This is a genomic window from Streptomyces sp. NPDC051180 (genome assembly GCF_040689545.1).
GTDB lineage: Bacteria > Actinomycetota > Actinomycetes > Streptomycetales > Streptomycetaceae > Streptomyces.
This window is the reverse complement of sequence record NZ_JBFBBC010000008.1, coordinates 1-16,575: the sequence shown is the minus strand read 5'-3', so window position 1 is coordinate 16,575 and position 16,575 is coordinate 1. Positions and strand designations below refer to the sequence as shown.

General features: G+C 72.8%; 12 protein-coding genes. 9 read left to right on the top strand and 3 right to left on the bottom strand.

All coding sequences use genetic code 11. The features are described 5' to 3' along the window. Positions 1-151 precede the first annotated feature (151 nt). Positions 152-2,383, bottom strand: a complete 2,232-nt coding sequence (locus AB0424_RS16150; protein ID WP_366305808.1) for an RICIN domain-containing protein — start codon at positions 2,381-2,383, stop codon at positions 152-154. Positions 2,384-2,786: 403 nt separating this feature from the next. Here AB0424_RS16150 and AB0424_RS16145 point away from each other — a divergent pair, with 403 nt between their 5' ends. Next, a complete protein-coding gene (locus tag AB0424_RS16145; RefSeq protein ID WP_366305806.1) occupies positions 2,787-3,803 on the top strand; it encodes a LacI family DNA-binding transcriptional regulator in 1,017 nt (338 codons plus the stop codon). Between the two features lie 187 nt (positions 3,804-3,990). On the opposite strand, the gene AB0424_RS16140 is transcribed toward AB0424_RS16145, so the two are convergent. Beyond that, positions 3,991-4,803: a hypothetical protein gene (locus tag AB0424_RS16140; protein ID WP_366305804.1), complete on the bottom strand. Its 813-nt coding sequence runs from the start codon at positions 4,801-4,803 to the stop codon at positions 3,991-3,993. 361 nt (positions 4,804-5,164) lie between these two features. Between AB0424_RS16140 and AB0424_RS16135 the strand changes: the two genes are divergently transcribed. Both AB0424_RS16135 and AB0424_RS16130 read left to right on the top strand, forming a co-directional pair. Beyond that, positions 5,165-5,836 (top strand): DUF4097 family beta strand repeat-containing protein, encoded by a 672-nt coding sequence (locus AB0424_RS16135; protein ID WP_366305802.1) that lies wholly within the window; start codon positions 5,165-5,167, stop codon positions 5,834-5,836. Between the two features lie 93 nt (positions 5,837-5,929). Next, positions 5,930-7,429: a long-chain fatty acid--CoA ligase gene (locus AB0424_RS16130; protein WP_366305801.1), complete on the top strand. Its 1,500-nt coding sequence runs from the start codon at positions 5,930-5,932 to the stop codon at positions 7,427-7,429. A 210-nt stretch (positions 7,430-7,639) separates the two neighbouring features. Here the strand turns inward: AB0424_RS16130 and AB0424_RS16125 are convergent, their stop codons facing one another. Then, complete coding sequence (locus AB0424_RS16125) at positions 7,640-8,524, bottom strand: AfsR/SARP family transcriptional regulator (RefSeq protein ID WP_366305799.1); 885 nt, start codon at positions 8,522-8,524, stop codon at positions 7,640-7,642. 338 nt (positions 8,525-8,862) lie between these two features. Here AB0424_RS16125 and AB0424_RS16120 point away from each other — a divergent pair, with 338 nt between their 5' ends. The 6 genes from AB0424_RS16120 to cysD all read left to right on the top strand — a co-directional run bounded on the left by AB0424_RS16120 (position 8,863) and on the right by cysD (position 16,430). Beyond that, entirely contained in the window at positions 8,863-11,064 is a 2,202-nt protein-coding gene (locus AB0424_RS16120; RefSeq protein ID WP_366305797.1) for a TOMM precursor leader peptide-binding protein, read from the top strand. A 201-nt stretch (positions 11,065-11,265) separates the two neighbouring features. Continuing rightward, positions 11,266-13,239 (top strand): histidine kinase, encoded by a 1,974-nt coding sequence (locus AB0424_RS16115; protein ID WP_366305795.1) that lies wholly within the window; start codon positions 11,266-11,268, stop codon positions 13,237-13,239. Positions 13,240-13,310: 71 nt separating this feature from the next. Further along, positions 13,311-13,919 carry a response regulator transcription factor gene (locus AB0424_RS16110; RefSeq protein ID WP_366305793.1) on the top strand — a complete coding sequence of 203 codons (609 nt, stop codon included), beginning with the start codon at positions 13,311-13,313 and terminating at the stop codon, positions 13,917-13,919. Positions 13,920-14,032: 113 nt separating this feature from the next. Further along, positions 14,033-14,809 carry an alpha/beta hydrolase gene (locus AB0424_RS16105; RefSeq protein WP_366305791.1) on the top strand — a complete coding sequence of 259 codons (777 nt, stop codon included), beginning with the start codon at positions 14,033-14,035 and terminating at the stop codon, positions 14,807-14,809. Positions 14,810-14,910: 101 nt separating this feature from the next. Next, the gene (cysC, locus tag AB0424_RS16100; RefSeq protein ID WP_366305789.1) at positions 14,911-15,495 is read left to right on the top strand and encodes an adenylyl-sulfate kinase; all 585 of its coding nucleotides are present in this window, start codon (positions 14,911-14,913) and stop codon (positions 15,493-15,495) included. Then, positions 15,492-16,430, top strand: coding sequence for a sulfate adenylyltransferase subunit CysD (gene cysD / locus AB0424_RS16095; RefSeq protein WP_366305787.1), 939 nt, complete (start codon positions 15,492-15,494; stop codon positions 16,428-16,430). The genes cysC and cysD overlap by 4 nt, the downstream gene beginning before the upstream one ends. The last annotated feature ends 145 nt before the right edge of the window (positions 16,431-16,575 follow it).

The window sequence follows — 16,575 nt, the reverse complement described above, 5'->3', positions numbered from 1 at the left end:
GCTCCCCGTGGTCCTTGTGCTCCCTGTTCCCCCCCTCCCCTCCACCGTGCCGGTGCCCGGCCGTTCCCGGAGGGGCGGCCGTTCCGGAAAGGCGGCGTGCCCGCCCCCGTCGCGAGGGCGGGGGCGGGCACGTGGGTCGGGTGGGGGGTGGTCAGTCGATGGACCACAGCTGGAGGGGGGAGCCGGTGTCGGGCTGCTGGGTGGTGAGGGCGCCGTTGGCGGTGGAGGCGGTGGTGAGGAGGAGGGAGCTGCGGAGGGAGGCGACCTTGTAGGTGCCGTCGGGCCGGCGGGTGACGTTCCAGCGCTGGTGGGCGGAGCCGGTGCAGGTCCACTGGACGATCTTGGCGCCGGCGGTGGTGGAGGCGCCTTCCACGTCGGCGCAGAGGCCGGACTCGACGTTGGCGATCTCGTAGGAGCCGTCGGTCTGCCGGGTGAACCGCCACTTCTGGTTGGCGCCTCCGCTGGGCGTCCAGGTGATGAGCTGGGTGCCGGCCGTGGTGCTGTGGTCGGGGTCGTCGAGGGCCTTGCCGCCGGTGACGAGGGTGTGGATGCCGTCGAGGTTGGTGGGCGCCGTCCCGGTCGGGGTGAGGGTCAGGACCTGCTCGGCCGCGGTGCGGGTGCCGCCGACGCCGTTGCCGGTGGTGTTGGTCCAGGTGCGGGTGGGAGTGGTCTCGGCGAGTCGGCCCGAGGTGCCCGACAGGCCGATCACGAGGCCGCTGTAGCGGTTGACCAGGCGGTACGTGCCGGTGGGGGTGTCGTCGGCGGCGGAGGTGCCGGGGACGACCCACCACTGCTGGCCGACGGTGGGCCCGCCGGCGGGCGCGGCGGTGACGGTGGGCTTGGCGCCCCACGCCCGTCCGGCGTCGGAGGTGGCGTCGACGCCGAGCAGCTGCCCCGTGGACGCGTTGGCGATGCGGTGGGAGCCGTCGCCGTTGGACGTGAAGATCCAGGACTCCAGGGCCGAGCCGGTGGCGGCTGCCGTGGAGGTGGTGGCGGAGCCGCCCGCGACCTGGGCGAGGACCCGGCCCCCGGCGGCCGCGATCCGGTAGGAGGCGCCGGTGTCGATCGGCGCGGCGGGTGCGGAGCTGTCGACCGTCAGGTTCACGTACTCGGCGGAGGAGCCGCCCGAGCAGCCGAAGGAGCAGTAGGAGCGGAAGTCCTTGCCGACGATTCCGGAGCTCGTCCTGTTCGCGCTGTCGAGGAACCAGCGGTACCACGAGGCGTTCTTGTGGCTGCCGGTGTCACCGAGGCGGAACCACTTCTGCTTGGTCAGGTCGTCGGTGGCGTAGAGCTCCTGGGACGCGTTGCCGCTCTGGTCGACGGCCTGCGGCTCGCCGATGTAGAGCCCGAGGTACGCGTTGTACGTGATGTCCATGACGAACAGGGGGGACGTCGCCGGCATGGTGCCCGCGGCGACCTGCTGGCTGATGCTGCCGGCGTTGAGCGGGCTGTACTCCTTGTTCACCGGCGTGTACCCGGTGCCGCCGGCCGCCCCGACGGGCACCATGTTGCTTTCCCTGCCGCCCTTCCCGGGCTGCGACCAGCTGCCGCCGTACCACTTCTGCCAGGAGCCCGGCGCCATCTTGTCGGCGATCGGCGCGCGGGCCACGTGGCTGTAGAAGGCCCCCCAGCCGCCGCCCTTGTTCACGATCCGCGAGCCGTAGAACACGTAGAAGTAGCCCGACCCGGTGTCCACGAAGAGGCGCTGGTCGCCGTCGCCGTAGTCGTACGTCTGCTGCGGGAACGCCGCGGTGTCGCCCCGGGTGGTGCTGTACGGGGAGGTGATCACGTGGTCCTTGACGGACCAGGTGCGGCCCTGGTCCTTGGAGACGGCGTAGTCGATGGCGTCGAAGTGGAGGCCGTCGCCGAAGGGCTGCGGGGTGAACTCGTTGTGCACGAGGCCGTACCAGTCGCCGGTGTCCGGGTCGACCCAGAGGCCGGCCAGGTCGCAGTAGTTCCGCTGGGCGTAGCCGGATCCGGCCGGCGCGTACGTCGACTCCCGACCCGTGGGGCTGTTGTTGCAGCGCCAGGTGGTGTCGTTGTTCCTGTCGTTGGTGTTGGCCGGGTTCACGGCGTCGCTGATCGCGGCGGAGCGGGTCGCGGTGTCGAGGTTCTTCCCCGTGTAGAACTCCCACTTGCGCGGGTCGTTCGCCCCGTAGAGGGCGTGGGACTGCTGGAAGTAGAAGGTGCCGTCCTTGTCGATGTACGGCGCGGCCGGGGTGTCGGTCGGGTGGGTCCACGACCCCTTGGCGCCGACGGTGACGGTGTAGGTGGCGGCCTCCGGTGCCGCCGACGCGCTCACCGGGATCAGTGCGCCGCCGCCGACCGCGGCGGCGGTCAGGGCGACGAGCGCCTTGACCAGCCTTCGTCTGGGAGCTGACACGGGTACTCCTCATGGGGGTGGGGGGATGCCGCGCACGCGGCGGCGTCCGTGGGGGGGGCGGGCCCGTCGGGACTCGGGGCCGAGGCGGTGCGGAGAGACCGGGGTGCGGGTGCGCGGGGTGGGGATGCGGGGAGCCGGGGCGGGGACGTCCGGGTGGCGCGGGGGCTCCTCTGGAGGGAGCCGGGGTGGTGCGGGTGAACCGGTACGGGCCTGGCGACAGAGGGAACGTACGGCTCATTTGACCGGTAAAACAAGGCCCTTGCGCAAAGTTCTCCGCAGAATCCAACGGAATCGCACGTGTTCGACATGACCGCAAGGGGCGAGCGACGAGGCCGCGTTGACCCCGATCCGGAGCGGGACTACCGTTCCGACCTCGGCTTCGACCGGTCGGATGAGGTTCTCCATGGTGACGATGCAGGACGTGGCGCGGCGGGCCGGCGTCACGAAACAGACGGTTTCCAACGTCGTCACGGGGCGCGTCGGTGTGCGCCCGCAGACCGCGGCACGCGTGCGGGCCGCGATCGACGAACTGGGCTACGTGCCCAACCTCGTGGCCCGTTCGCTGGCCACCGGCACCACGCGCACCGTGGGCCTCTTCGTCCCCACCGTCGGCACGGCGTTCTACGCGGAGCTGGTGGAGGAGGTGGAGGACGCGCTGGAGGAGCACGGCCTCCACCTGCTGCTCTGCACCACGCGCCAGAACGGCGAACGGGCCCGCCGCCACCTCGCCGGGCTGACGAGCCGCTCCGTGGACGCCCTGCTCATCGCGGGCGACCGGGATCTCCTCGACCACCTGCCCCTCCTGGCCGACGCGCGGTTCCCGGTGGCCCTGTGCGCCTGGGAGACCGACGCGCCCGAGCGGTTCCCCGTGGTGACCGTGGACTACGAGCGGGGCGGCCGGCTGGCGGGCCGTCACCTCCGCGAACTGGGCCACGAGCAGGTGGTGGTCCTCGCGGGCCCGACGCACGCGCGGCGGGTCGAGGGCTTCCGGACGGCGTTCGCCGAGACGGGAGGGACGCTCCCCGACGGCGCCGTGCACCTCGTCCACGACCCGTCCTTCCGGGGCGCGTTCGGCGCGGCGCGCGAGGCGCTGGCCGCGCATCCCCGCGCCACCGCGCTCTTCGCCACCCGCGACGTCCTCGCGACGGCGGCCCTGGAGGCGGCCAGGACGGCGGGGCTCTCCGTACCCGACGACCTGTCCGTGGTCGCCTACGACGACTGCCCCGCCGGCACGTCCTCCCGGCCCGCCCTGACCAGCGTCGTCCTGCCGCACGCCCGGATGGCCCGCCGCGCGGTGGCGCTCCTCCTCGACGCCGTGGGCGGGCCGGAGCTCCCGCCCCGCCGCCTGACACTGCCGCCGGAGCTCGTCGTACGGGACAGCAGCGCGCCGCCCCGTCCGCACAGCTCGCCGCACCGGTAGCCCCGCATGCCCACAGCGGGCGGGAGCGTCGACGGCCGGGTGCGGCGCCCGGGTCCGTCCGCGCGGGCGGGAACCTCGACGGCCGGGCGCGGCGCCCGGGTCCGTCCGCGCGGGCGGGAGCGTCGACGGCCGGGTGCGGCGCCGGGGTCCGTCCTGGCGGGCGCGGGCCCCGGGGCCGGTGGAGGTGTCAGTCCGTGTAGGTGCGGGCGGGGAGGCGGCGGGCGGCGCGGGGGGCGACGGCGAGGGTGAAGCCGTGGTTGGCGGCGACGGAGCGGGTGTGGTCGGCGGAGAGGGAGCCGTGCCGTTCGAGGGTGAGGGCGGGCATGCCGGAGCGCCCGTGGCCGGGGCTGTGGTGGAAGGAGAGCACCGTCGTCGAGGTCGTCGCGTGGTAGGGATGGCGGCGCAGGGCCGCGGCCTCGTCATCGTGGGCGAGGACGCGGACGTCCGGCTCGTGGCCGAAGTCCGCGAGCACGCCCTCGGCGCGCCAGTGGGCCGGCTCGTGGTCCGCGCCGGTCAGGTGGCGTGAGCGGTTGGCCGAGGTGACGGCGAGGAACCCGGTGCCGGTGAGCTCCATCGCCTCGGCGAGGAAGGCGTTGGACGGGCAGAGGTGGCCGGGGACGATCAACTGCACGGTGTCGACGCCCTGACGGACCGCCGTCAGGTGCGACGGGACGTGGGCGGCGGCGGGTCCCCGGAGGCCGAACGGGCCGAGGTGGAGCAGCTCGTCGACGAGGTCCTCGATCTGGCGGCGCGGCAGCTCGGAGGGGAGCCTCGTCCAGTCGAAGAGGGAACCGACGCGTTCGCGGACGGTGGTGACGCTGCCGACCTGGTCGGCCGGGCGGCCCTTCATCCGGTTCACCCGGGCGACGGTCGCCCGGTCGGGTCGCGCCGTCAGGGCGTAGAGGTTGCCGAAGCCGTGGGCCACGGCGGCGCCTTCCTCCAGCGCCTCGGCCGCTCTCCGTACGTCCTCGGCCTCGCCCAGGAGCAGGTCCCTGGCCATGCTCGTCGACTGTCCGCCCACCGCACACCTCCAGCTGTATTCGTTGACGACCGGGCAACGATCCGGACCTCGACCGGTCACCTTCCCCGTCGCGCCGCCTCCGCGCGGGACGACGATCGCAGGCCCCGCTCGCGAACGGCTGGGGGCCGCATAGCGTTCACCCTCAGATCATTGCAATGAGATGCTCAGCTGACGTTGCATTACCTTCAGGATCGTTGCAATGAAATAGCGGCCCTGAGCTGCATTTACTGGATCCAGCGGCGTCGAACTCGTTGCCAGACTCTCGAACGCAACGTAGCTTTTCCATCAACGGAAACGACGGGCCGACCAAGAGCCCGCCACCGGAGAAGGAGAAGGAACCATGCAGACGTTCACCACCCCCGCCGCCATCACCGCCCGCGTCGACATCGCCGCCGGCGACATCCGCCTCGTCGCCACCGACCGCACCGACACCACCGTCGACGTCCGTCCCGCCGACCCCGCCAAGAGCCGCGACACCAAGGCCGCCGAGCAGGTCCGCGTCCACTACACCGACGGCGTCCTGCACATCGAGACCCCCACCCCCGGCAACCGCGTCCTGGGCGACTCCGGCACCGTCGAGATCACCGTCCGGCTCCCCTTCGGCTCCCACGTCGACGCCAGGACCGCCGCCGGCCGGCTCAGCGGCGTCGGCCGCCTCGGCGACGTCACCTTCGAAGGCGCCGCCGCCACCGCCGAGCTCGACGAGACCGCCGCCGCCCGCCTCACCCTCCAGGCCGGCGACATCACCGTCAACCGCCTCCACGGCGCCGCCGAACTCCGCACCCTCAAGGGCGACATCACCGTCACCGAAGCCCACCGCGGCACCGTCACCCTCCACACCCAGGCCGGCACCCTCACCATCGGCGCCGCCCACGGCACCTCCGCCACCCTCGACGCCACCACCGCCTTCGGCCGCATCACCAACACCCTCCGCAACAGCGTCGGCGCCGACGCCCCCCTCGCCATCCGTGCCGACACCGCCTACGGCGACATCACCGCCCGCAGCCTCTGAACCACCACGGAGGAGGGGCGGGTGCCGAGGGCGCGCCGCGGGCGGCGGATAGCCTGCCCGCAGCATGCCCGAACCATCGGAAAGAGGTCGACGGTGACCAATCTGGCCCTGAATCTGGCTCGCACCGCGGCGGCGCGGCCGGACGGCACGGCGATCCGGCTGGACGACCGGACGCTCGACTACCGGGCGCTGGACGAGCGGAGCGCGAGGGTCGCCGGCTGGCTGGCCGGCCGCGGGGTGGGGCCGGGCGACCGGGTGGCGATCCTGCTGCCGAACGTCCCGCACTTCGCGGTCGCCTACTACGGCGTGCTGCGGGCGGGCGCGGTCGCGGTGCCGATGAACCCCCTGCTGAAGTCCGGGGAGATCGGCTACGGCGCCGGCGACTGCGGGGTCCGGCTGATCCTGGCCTGGGGCCCCGCCATGGCCGAGGCCGGCGCGGCGGCGCGGGAGCTGGGCGTCGCGTGCGTCGACGTGACGGACCCGGGCTTCGAGGCCGGGCTCGCCGGGGCCGAGCCGCTCGCCGAGGTCGTGGAGCGGACGGACGACGACCTCGCCGTCCTCCTCTACACGTCGGGCACCACCGGACGGCCCAAGGGCGCCCGGCTCACCCACGGCAATCTGGGCTCCAACACCGCGACCGTGACCCGGGTGCTCGGGATGTCGGCGGCGGACACGGTCTTCGGCGGGCTGCCGTTCTTCCACGTCTTCGGCCAGACCTGCGGGCTCAACGCGGCGGTCCTCACCGGCGCCGAGATCACCCTGCTGCCGCGCTTCGACGCCGCGAAGGCGCTGGAGATCCTCGCCAGGGACCGGGTCACGGTGATGGAGGGCGTGCCCACCATGTTCCTGGGCCTGCTCGCCGCCGCGGAGGCGGCCGGCTCGACCGGGCTGACGGGCGAGGAGGGGCTGCGGCTCTGCGTCACCGGCGGCTCGGCGATGCCGGTGGAGGTGCTGCACCGCTTCGAGTCGGCCTTCGGCTGCCCGGTCGTCGAGGGGTACGGCCTGTCCGAGACCGCCCCGGTGGTCACCTTCGGCGCGCTCGACGGCCCCCGCAAGCCGGGGTCGATCGGCACCCCCGTCGAGGGCGTGTCGGTCCGGCTGGTCGACGACGAGGGCAAGGAGGTCGCGGAGGGCGACGTCGGCGAGATCGCCGTCCGGGGGCCGAACGTCATGGCGGGGTACTGGAACCGTCCGGAGGCCGACGCGGCCGCGTTCACCGACGGCTGGTTCCGCACCGGCGACCTCGCCCGGCGCGACGAGGACGGCTTCTACTTCATCGTGGACCGCAAGAAGGACCTGGTGATCCGCGGCGGCTACAACGTCTACCCGCGCGAGATCGAGGAGGTCCTCTACGAGCACCCGGCCGTCGCCGAGGCGGCCGTGGTGGGCGTCCCGCACGAGGTGCACGGCGAGGAGATCGCCGCCGTCGTCTCCCTGAGGCCGGGCGCCGAGGCCACGGCGGACGAGCTGCGCGCGTTCGTGAAGGAGCGGGTGGCACCGTACAAGTACCCGCGGATCGTCCGGCTGGTGACGGGGCTGCCGAAGGGGCCCACCGGCAAGATCCTGAAGCGGGAGATCACGGTCGAGGGCTGAGCGGACGGGGGGCCCAGCGGTCGAGGGCCGACGGGACCGGCGGGGGCCGACCGGACCGGCGGGAAGGGACCGGGGGTCGGACCCGGGAAGGACGGACCGGGGGGGTGCGCCGGTCCGGGCGGCCGGTGGCCGGCCGTCCGCCCGCCTCCCACCAGGAGCCGTGTGCCGTCGTGACGGCTCCTGCGGCGTGGGGAGGATCCCGGCGCGGGATCAGGAGGCGCGGGCGAGGCGGTTGGCGGCGAACTCCTCGGGGGACCAGGAGACGGACCAGACGTCCAGGGTCGGGTCCCCGGAGAGGATGGCCGTCTGCAGGCCCTGGAGACGGGGGCAGGGCTCGACGCCCAGCTCGTGGTTGAGCACGGAGCGGAGGCGGTGGAACGCCTCCAGGGAGCGCCCGACGCGACCCGCCCGGTAGAGGGCGATCATCAGGTAGGCGCACAGGTTCTCGTTCATGGGGTTCCGGGCGACGACCCGGGTCAGCTCGCCGAGGAGGTCGGCGTGGCGGCCGAGGGCGAGGTCGGACTCGATGCGCCGTTCGAGGGCGCCGAGCCGGCTCTCCTCCAGGGACACCGCCTCGATCTCCAGGACGCTGCCCTTGCGGACGTCGACCAGCGCGGGTCCCCGCCACAACTGCAGCGCCTGGCGCAGCTCTTCGGAGGCACGCCGGTGGTCGCCCGCCTCGGAGGCGTTGCGGCCGGAGCGGACGTGACGCTCGAAGACCTCGACGTCCGTCGTACAGGCGCCGTCCTCCAGGAGGTAGCCGCTGTGGCAGGTGCCGAGTATCTGGCGCACGCCGGGCCGGTCGGAGTCGGCGGCCGCCAGCGCGTTGCGCAGCTGGAGGACGTACGTCTGCAGGGTGGTGGCGTGGCTGCGCGGGGGGCGGTCGCCCCAGAGTTCCTCGATGAGCGCCGGTACGGTCACGACCCGGCCGGCGTTCAGGGCGAGGAGCGCCAGCACCTGTCGCTGCTTGGGGGCGCTGGCCGTCACGGGCGTCCGGTCGAGATGCAGGGACAGCGAGCCGAGCAGTCCGATGCTCAGCGGTCCGGGCTGCTGACCGGCGTTGACGGGGTCGAACCTTGTAGGACCTTCGGACATTGCGTTCCTCCAGGCATCGCACCTATCGATCTCGGTCTCCAGCATGCCGAGATCGCCGGGAGTTGCCCACTGAGCTGCACATCTCTCCCGTATGAAGAATTCACATGGGGAACGTGAATCGGCGCATGGCGGCCTTCGCCGGGGTCGCTGTTGACTTCGGGCACCGCAGCGACGAACCGGCTGCGGCAGGCGGAAGAGAGAGGCGACGTCATGCAGACCACTCCCGGCTTCGACGACCTGATCATCGAGAACCTCGACGGCTCCCCCTCCGACGGGGAGAACCCGGCCCCGTGGTGTTACACGACGCCCGTCGACGCGGCGCGATAGAGCGGCGCACGGTGCGCGCTGACGAGCGGATAGGTTTCCGGCGCCACTTCCGCGCCGAGATCGTCCCCGGCGAGGCGGTCTACCTCGTCTCCCCGCGAGGCACGACGGCCCTCTCGGGCACCGCCATCCAGAAGATGGCCCCCCTTCTCGACGGCTCGCTGACCCTCCCCGAACTGCGGGCCGCTGTGGACATCCCCGCCGAGCAGCTGGACGGCATGCTCGGCCGGCTCGCCTCCGCGGGCCTCGTCGGTTACCACTCGGGCCCGCAGGACGCGGCGGCCGGTGCGTACTGGGACCTCGCCGGAGTCGGCGGTCCCGGTGACGCGGAGGTGACCGTCGTGGCGGTCGGCGGCGCCGACGCGGAGGCCGCCGAGCGCGCCTGCCGCGCGGCGGGTCTGACCTGCGGCCCGGACGCTCCGTTCACCCTGGTCGTGTGCGACGACTACCTCGACCCGGAGCTGGCCGCGTTCAACGCCGCCCGGATCGCGGACGGCCGGCCCTGGCTGCCGGCCAAGCCCTACGGTGCGCAGCTCTGCATCGGTCCCGTCTTCCAGCCGGGTTCAGGTCCCTGCTGGTCATGCCTCGCGGTACGGCTCCGCTCCCACCGGCGCGGTGAGGGCCAGGTGCGGCGCGCGCTGGGTCTGGCGGGTCCGGTGCGCGTACCGGAGGCGTCGTTGGCGGCGACGCGGGAACTGGGGCTGCAGACGGCGGCGCTCCAGGCGGCGAAGTGGCTGGCGGGGATGCGCGACGAGAGCCAGAGCGCGGTCTGGTCCCTGGACACCCTGACGCTGAGCGCCGGTCACCATCCCGTGGAACGCCGGCCGCAGTGCGCGGACTGCGGCGACCCGGGACTCGTCGCCGACCAGGCGCGGAAGCCGGTGCGGCCGGTGTCGCGGCCGAAGGGGGTCGCGGCGGGCAACGGCCACCGGGCGCTGTCGGCGGAGGAGATGTGGGCGCGGTTCGGGCACCTCGCCGATCCGGTCACGGGCATCGTGGAGCGGGTGGTGCGCGATCCGCGCAGCCCGTCGTTCCTGCACTGCTACCAGGCGGGGCCGAACCTGGCGTTCGCCGGGTCGGACCTGTCGACGTTCCGTGCCGGGCTGCGGATGCAGAGCGGCGGCAAGGGGCGGACCGATCTGGACGCGCGGGTCAGCGGCCTGTGCGAGGCGGTGGAGCGGTACAGCGCGTCGCGGTTCCGTGACGAGGCGACGGTGCTGGGCAGTTACCGGGCGCTGGCGCCGGACGCGGTGCACCCGGGCGCGTGCATGCTGTTCGACGAGCGGCAGTACCGGGAGCGGGACCGGTGGAACGCGCCGGGCATCCCGTTCCAGTACGTGCCGGAGCGGTTCGACGAGGACGCCGAGATCGAGTGGACGCCCGTGTGGTCGCTCACCGAGGGCCGACACCGGCTGCTGCCGACCAGCCAGTTGTACTTCGACGCCGACGGGGTCGGGTCGATCGTCGCCGACTCCAACGGGAACGCGGCGGGCGGCACGCTGGAGGACGCGATCCTGCAGGGCTTCCTGGAGCTGGTGGAGCGGGACGCCGTCGCGCTGTGGTGGTACAACCGCACGCGGCACGCGGCGGTGGACCTGGACGCGTTCGGCGACGCCTGGGTCTCGGCACTGCCGGAACGATTCAGCGAACTGGGGCGCACGCTCTGGGTGCTCGACCTCACGGCCGACCTGGGCATCCCGGTGATGGCGGCGGTGTCGCGCCGCGTCGACGGGCCCGCCGAAGAGATCATGCTCGGCTTCGGCGCGCACCTCGACCCGGCCGTCGCGCTGTCCCGCGCGGTCACCGAGCTGGGCCAGATGCTGCCCGCCGTGTCGGGCGGGGCGACGTCGCGGCTGCCGCGGCACCTGCTCGACTGGCTGCAGGGGGCGACCGTCGCCGAACAGCCCTACCTCGCACCGGATCCGGAGCTCCCGGCGCGGACCCCGGCGGACTTCGACCACGTGCCGAGCACGGACCTGCGGGACGACCTGGACCGCCTCTGCGCCCTGGCCCGGAGCCACGGTCTGGAGGTGTTCGTCCTCGACCAGACGCGACCGGACCTCGGGCTTCCGGTCGTGAAGGTCGTCGTGCCGGGTCTGCGGCACTTCTGGGCCCGCTTCGCCCCTGGCCGGCTCTTCGACGTGCCGGTACGCCTGGGAAGGCTCGACTCCCCCACCGCGTACGAGGACCTGAACCCCATTCCGTTGTTCCTGTAGCGCCGGAAACGGCTGAAAAAGGAGGCTGAGGGCATCGCCGCTGGTGGCGGTCGGGCCCGGTCGATGGTGCATGAAAAGTGAAAATTCTGCTCATGACAAGCCGTTACTTCCCAGGTATGATCACCGGCGGTATTCAGGGGGGTACTCGGGCGGTCGCCTGTGCTCTCGTCCACCGCTGGTCGGACCAGGAGGCGCGCGCCGATGCTCGACGCACCCCAGGGCGAGGACGACCCGGACGACGCGTGCGGGGTGCAGGCATCACGGATGGCGCTCCAGGTCACCCTGGGAACCCTCGCCGGGCACACCGTCGTCACCGTGCTGGCCGTCCGTGACGCGAACCCGGGCCCCGGCCGACTGGCGTTACTCGCCGTCTGCATGGCGGCCGTCCTCGCCCTGCAGTACGCGCACTCCACCCGCAGACCCCGGGCCTGGCCCGCCCGCACACGCGCGATGACCCTCTCCGCGCAGGCCGTCGTCACCTTCCTCCCCCTCGTCTGGCTCGGAATGCCGTGGGGCGCCATGGCCGGACTGCTCGCCGGCTCGGTCCTCCTGACGGTCCCGGGCCGCCCCCGCTGGCCGCTGTACGCCGGTGTGGTCGCGGCCATCGTCGCCGCCGTCGTCGCCCTCGCCGGACCCGACAAGGCGGCCTACGGATTCGGCGCCACCCTGCTGGCCAGCCTGATCATCTACGGGGTCAGCTCCCTCTCCGACCTGGTCGCCGAATTGCGCGACACACGGCGCGAGTTGGCCGGAATGGCCGTCATCCAGGAGCGGCTCAGGGTCGCCCACGACCTGCACGACCTGCTCGGCTACAGCCTCTCGGCGATCGCCCTGAAGAGCGAGCTGGGCTACCGGCTGCTCCCGACGGCGCCCGACCGGGCCCGCTCCGAGGTCGCCGAGGTGCTCGGCATCGCCGGCGAGGCCCTGGCCGACGTGCGGGTCGTCGCCACCGGCTACCGCGACATGTCCCTGGCCGCCGAGGCCGAGTCCGCGCTCTCCGTCCTCTCCGCCGCGCAGATCGAGGCGGAGGCCGACCTCGCCTGCGGTCCGCTGGAGCGGGAGGTCGACACCGTCCTCGCCATCGTGCTGCGCGAGGCGGTCACCAACGCGCTGCGGCACAGCAAGGCGCAGCACTGTCTGATCACCGCCGCCCGCGAGGACGGGACGATCACCCTGCGGATCCGCAACGACGGTGTCGGCGAGGCGAGCCTCGACACGCTGCCCGACGGCGGCAGCGGACTGGGCAACCTGACGACCCGGCTGCGCGGGATCGGCGGCGAGCTGAGCGGCGGCGCGGACGACGACGGCTGGTTCGAGGTCGTCGCCCGCACCCCGGCCGTGCCGCGGCGGGAGGAGCGGCGGGCCGAGCCGGAGCCGGAGGAGGGACGGAAGGCGGCCCGACCCTGGGCGCCGCGGATGGCACGGGCCATGCTGCTCGCGGTCCTGGCCGGCTACACGCTCATCACCGTGATCAACGTGGCGGCCACGACGACCTCGGGCGCCGCCGTCCTCGCCTTCCTCGGCTGCCTCGCCGTGGTGGTGGCGGTGCAGCTGCAGCTCTCGCTGCGCCGCTCGCAGAACTGGCCCGCGTACGCACGGGTGCTCGCGCTGGGCGTCCTGGCGGCGGCCACGTACGCGCCGCTGCTGTGGCTCGGCGGGCCGTGGGGGTCGATGGCGGGGTTCCTTGCCGGATCGTTCCTCTTCACCCTGGGCGGGAAGCTCCGGTGGGTGTTCTACGCCGCCTCGGTCGCCGTCGTGGTCCCGGTGGGGGCGGCCGCGGGCGACTCGCTGTACGAGATCGTCTACGAGACGGACTCGTCGCTGATGGCGGGGCTGGCCGTCTACGCGTTCACCGCGCTGTACCGGCTGGTCACCGAACTGCACGAGGCCAGGGGTGCCCTGGTGCGGATGGCGGTCGCGCGCGAACGCCTGATCGTGGAGCGCGAGTTGCACCAGGTGCTGGGGTCGAGCCTCTCCGAGGTCACGATGAAGTGCGCGCTCATCCACCGGCTGCTGCCCCGGTCTCCGGGACCGGCACAGGAGGAGCTGACGACGGTGCTCGACATCTCGCGTCAGGCGCTCGCGGACGTCCGTCTGGTGGCCCGCGGGTACCGCGGTCTGTCATCGGATCACGACCCGGAGTACTCGATCGTGCATTCGGGCGCCCCGAACTGACGGTTCACGGGTATTTTAAGGCGCATTGCATACCTTCAAGGAAGGTAAAAGGGGGATAAGTGGAGAATCGGGTGATCAGAATTCTCCTTGCCGAGGACATGCACATGGTGCGAGGAGCGCTGGTCGCGCTGCTCGAACTGGAGCCCGACCTGGAGGTCGTCGGCGTGGTGGACCGGGGCGACCTGATCGTCCCCACCGCGCTGGAGTGCCGCCCGGACGTGGCCGTCATGGACGTCGACCTGCCGAACATGGACGGGCTCACGGCAGCGGAGACCCTGCACGATCTGCTTCCGGACTGCCGCACGCTCATCATGACGGGCCTGGGGCGTCCGGGTCTGCTGCGCAGGGCGATGGCCGCACGCGTCTCGGGGTTCCTGCTCAAGGACTCCCCGGCCGAAGGGCTCGCGCAGGCGGTCAGGGAGGTGGCCGCGGGCCGCAGGGTGATCAATCCGCAGATCGCCATGAGCGCGTGGGACATCGGCGAGAACCCCCTGTCCGAACGCGAGACGGAGGTCCTCGGGATGGCCGCCCAGGGTGACGAGCCCAGCGAGATCGCCGCGAAGCTCCATCTGTCGATCGGCACGGTACGCAACTACCTGACGACCACCGTGATGAAGCTGAACGCACGCAACCGGCTCGACGCCGTCCGCATCGCCACCGAGGCGGGCTGGCTGTCCTGACGGGCGCGGGCCGCCACCCGCGACCGGTCCTCGACCGGTGATCCAGCGGCGCGCACGAGGATGCCGACATACGGCGAGGTGAGAGCACCTCCGGTCGGCATGAGGAGTGCGAGATGCGCAAGGTCGTTTCCCGGGACGGCACGACGATCGCTTACGAGAAGGCGGGCGAAGGCCCGCCCCTCGTGCTCCTCAACGGGTCGTTCCGCGACCACACGATCTTCGACGCCCTCGTGCCCGAACTGACGCCGCACTGCACGACGTACGTCTACGACCGGCGCGGGCGCGGCCAGAGCGGCGACGCCCCCGAGTACGCCGTCGAGCGGGAGATAGAGGACCTGCTGGCGGTCATCGAGGCGGCCGGCGGCGAGGCGGTGCTGTTCGCCGGGTCCTCCGGCGCGAACCTCGCCATCGAGGCGGCGCTCGCCGGTGCCCCGATCACCCGGCTCGCCCTGCACGAGCCGTTCTTCCGCGTCGGCGGATTCCCCAAGCCGGTGTGGAACTTCGCGAAGACGCTCCGGGTCCTCCTCGCCGAGGACCGGCGCGACGAGGCCGTCGAGCACTTCCTCGGCGGCTTCCTGGGCTTCACCCCCGACACCATCGCCGAGTGGCGCAAGGGCCCGATCTGGGCGATGAACGAGGCGAACGCCCACACCCTCGCGTACGACACGCTGATCTGCGGCGACTACAGCGTCCCGGTCGAGCGGCTCGCCGACTACCGGACCGAGACCCTCGTCCTCAACAGCGACAACACCAGCGCCTGGCTGCGTGCCGCGGCGCAGGCCACGGTGGAGGCGCTGCCCAACGGCCGGGGCCTGGAACTGCCCGGTTCCTGGCACCGGATCGACATGGACGTGCTCGGCCGCACCCTCGCCGAGTTCACCAACGCCTGAGGGCCTCCGCGACCTTCCGGGGGCTCCCGCCGCCGTCCGTCCGCCGGCCGCGCGCACGACGGAGCCCCCGCCGCCACCTCACATTCGGGGAGAACATCGCCGTGACCACAGCTCACGCCCGGGCCGCCGGGGACACCGCGGCCGCGGCCCGCGCGCGCGGTGCCACCGTGTGGCTCACCGGGCTGCCCAGCTCGGGCAAGACCACCCTCGCCCGGACCCTCGCCGGACGGCTGCGCGCCGAGGGCCACCGGGTCGAGGTGCTCGACGGTGACGAGATCCGCGCCTTCCTCTCGGCCGGCCTCGGCTTCACACGGGAGGACCGGCACACCAACGTCACCCGGATCGGCTTCGTGGCCCAGCTGCTCGCCTCGCACGGCGTGAAGGTCCTCGTGCCGGTCATCGCCCCGTACGCCGACTCCCGCGCCGCCGTCCGCGCCCGGCACGCCGCCCGGGGCACCGAGCTCGTCGAGGTCCACGTCGCGACCCCCGTCGGCCTCTGCTCGGCGCGCGACGTCAAGGGCCTGTACGCCAAGCAGGCCGCCGGCGAGATCTCCGGGCTCACCGGCGTCGACGACCCCTACGAGACACCGGAGAACCCGGACCTGCGCATCCAGACACAGGGCCGCTCGGTGGCGGAGTCCGCCGCCGAGCTGCACACCTTCCTGACCGAGAGGGGCCTGACATGACGACCGCGACCCGGCGTCCGACCGAGGCGTCGGAGAACCCCTTCGCGCTGTCGCACCTGGACGCCCTGGAGGCGGAGTCGGTGCACATCTTCCGCGAGGTGGCGGGCGAGTTCGAGCGGCCGGTGATCCTCTTCTCCGGCGGCAAGGACTCGATCGTCATGCTGCACCTGGCGCTCAAGGCGTTCGCGCCGGCGCCGATCCCCTTCGCGCTGCTGCACGTCGACACCGGGCACAACTTCCCCGAGGTCCTCGCCTACCGCGACCGGGTCGCCGCCGAGCACGGGCTGCGGCTGCACGTGGCCTCCGTCCAGGAGTTCATCGACGCCGGCCGGCTGCGCGAGCGCCCCGACGGCACCCGCAACCCGCTGCAGACCGTCCCGCTGCTCGACGCCATCGACTCCCACCGCTTCGACGCCGTCTTCGGCGGCGGCCGCCGCGACGAGGAGAAGGCCCGCGCCAAGGAGCGGGTCTTCTCGCTGCGCGACGAGTTCGGCGCCTGGGACCCCCGCCGCCAGCGCCCCGAACTGTGGTCGCTCTACAACGGCCGGCACTCGCCCGGCGAGCACGTCCGCGTCTTCCCGCTCTCCAACTGGACCGAGCTGGACGTCTGGCAGTACGTCGAGCGCGAGGCCATCGAGCTGCCGGAGATCTACTACGCCCACGAGCGCGAGGTCTTCGCCCGCGACGGGATGTGGCTCACGGCCGGCGCGTGGGGCGGGCCCAGGGAGACCGAGCGGGTCGAGAAGCGGCTGGTCCGCTACCGCACGGTCGGCGACATGTCCTGCACCGGCGCCGTCGACTCCGACGCCGCCACCGACGCGGACATCATCGCCGAGATCGCCGCCAGCCGCCTCACCGAGCGCGGCGCCACCCGGGCCGACGACAAGCTCTCCGAGGCCGCCATGGAAGACCGCAAGCGCGAGGGGTACTTCTAGCCGTGACCACCACGTCCGTGACCACCACCCAGGAGGCCCCCGCCGCCTCGCTGCTGCGCTTCGCCACCGCCGGCTCCGTCGACGACGGCAAGTCCACCCTCGTGGGCCGGCTCCTGCACGACTCCAAGTCGGTCCTCACCGACCA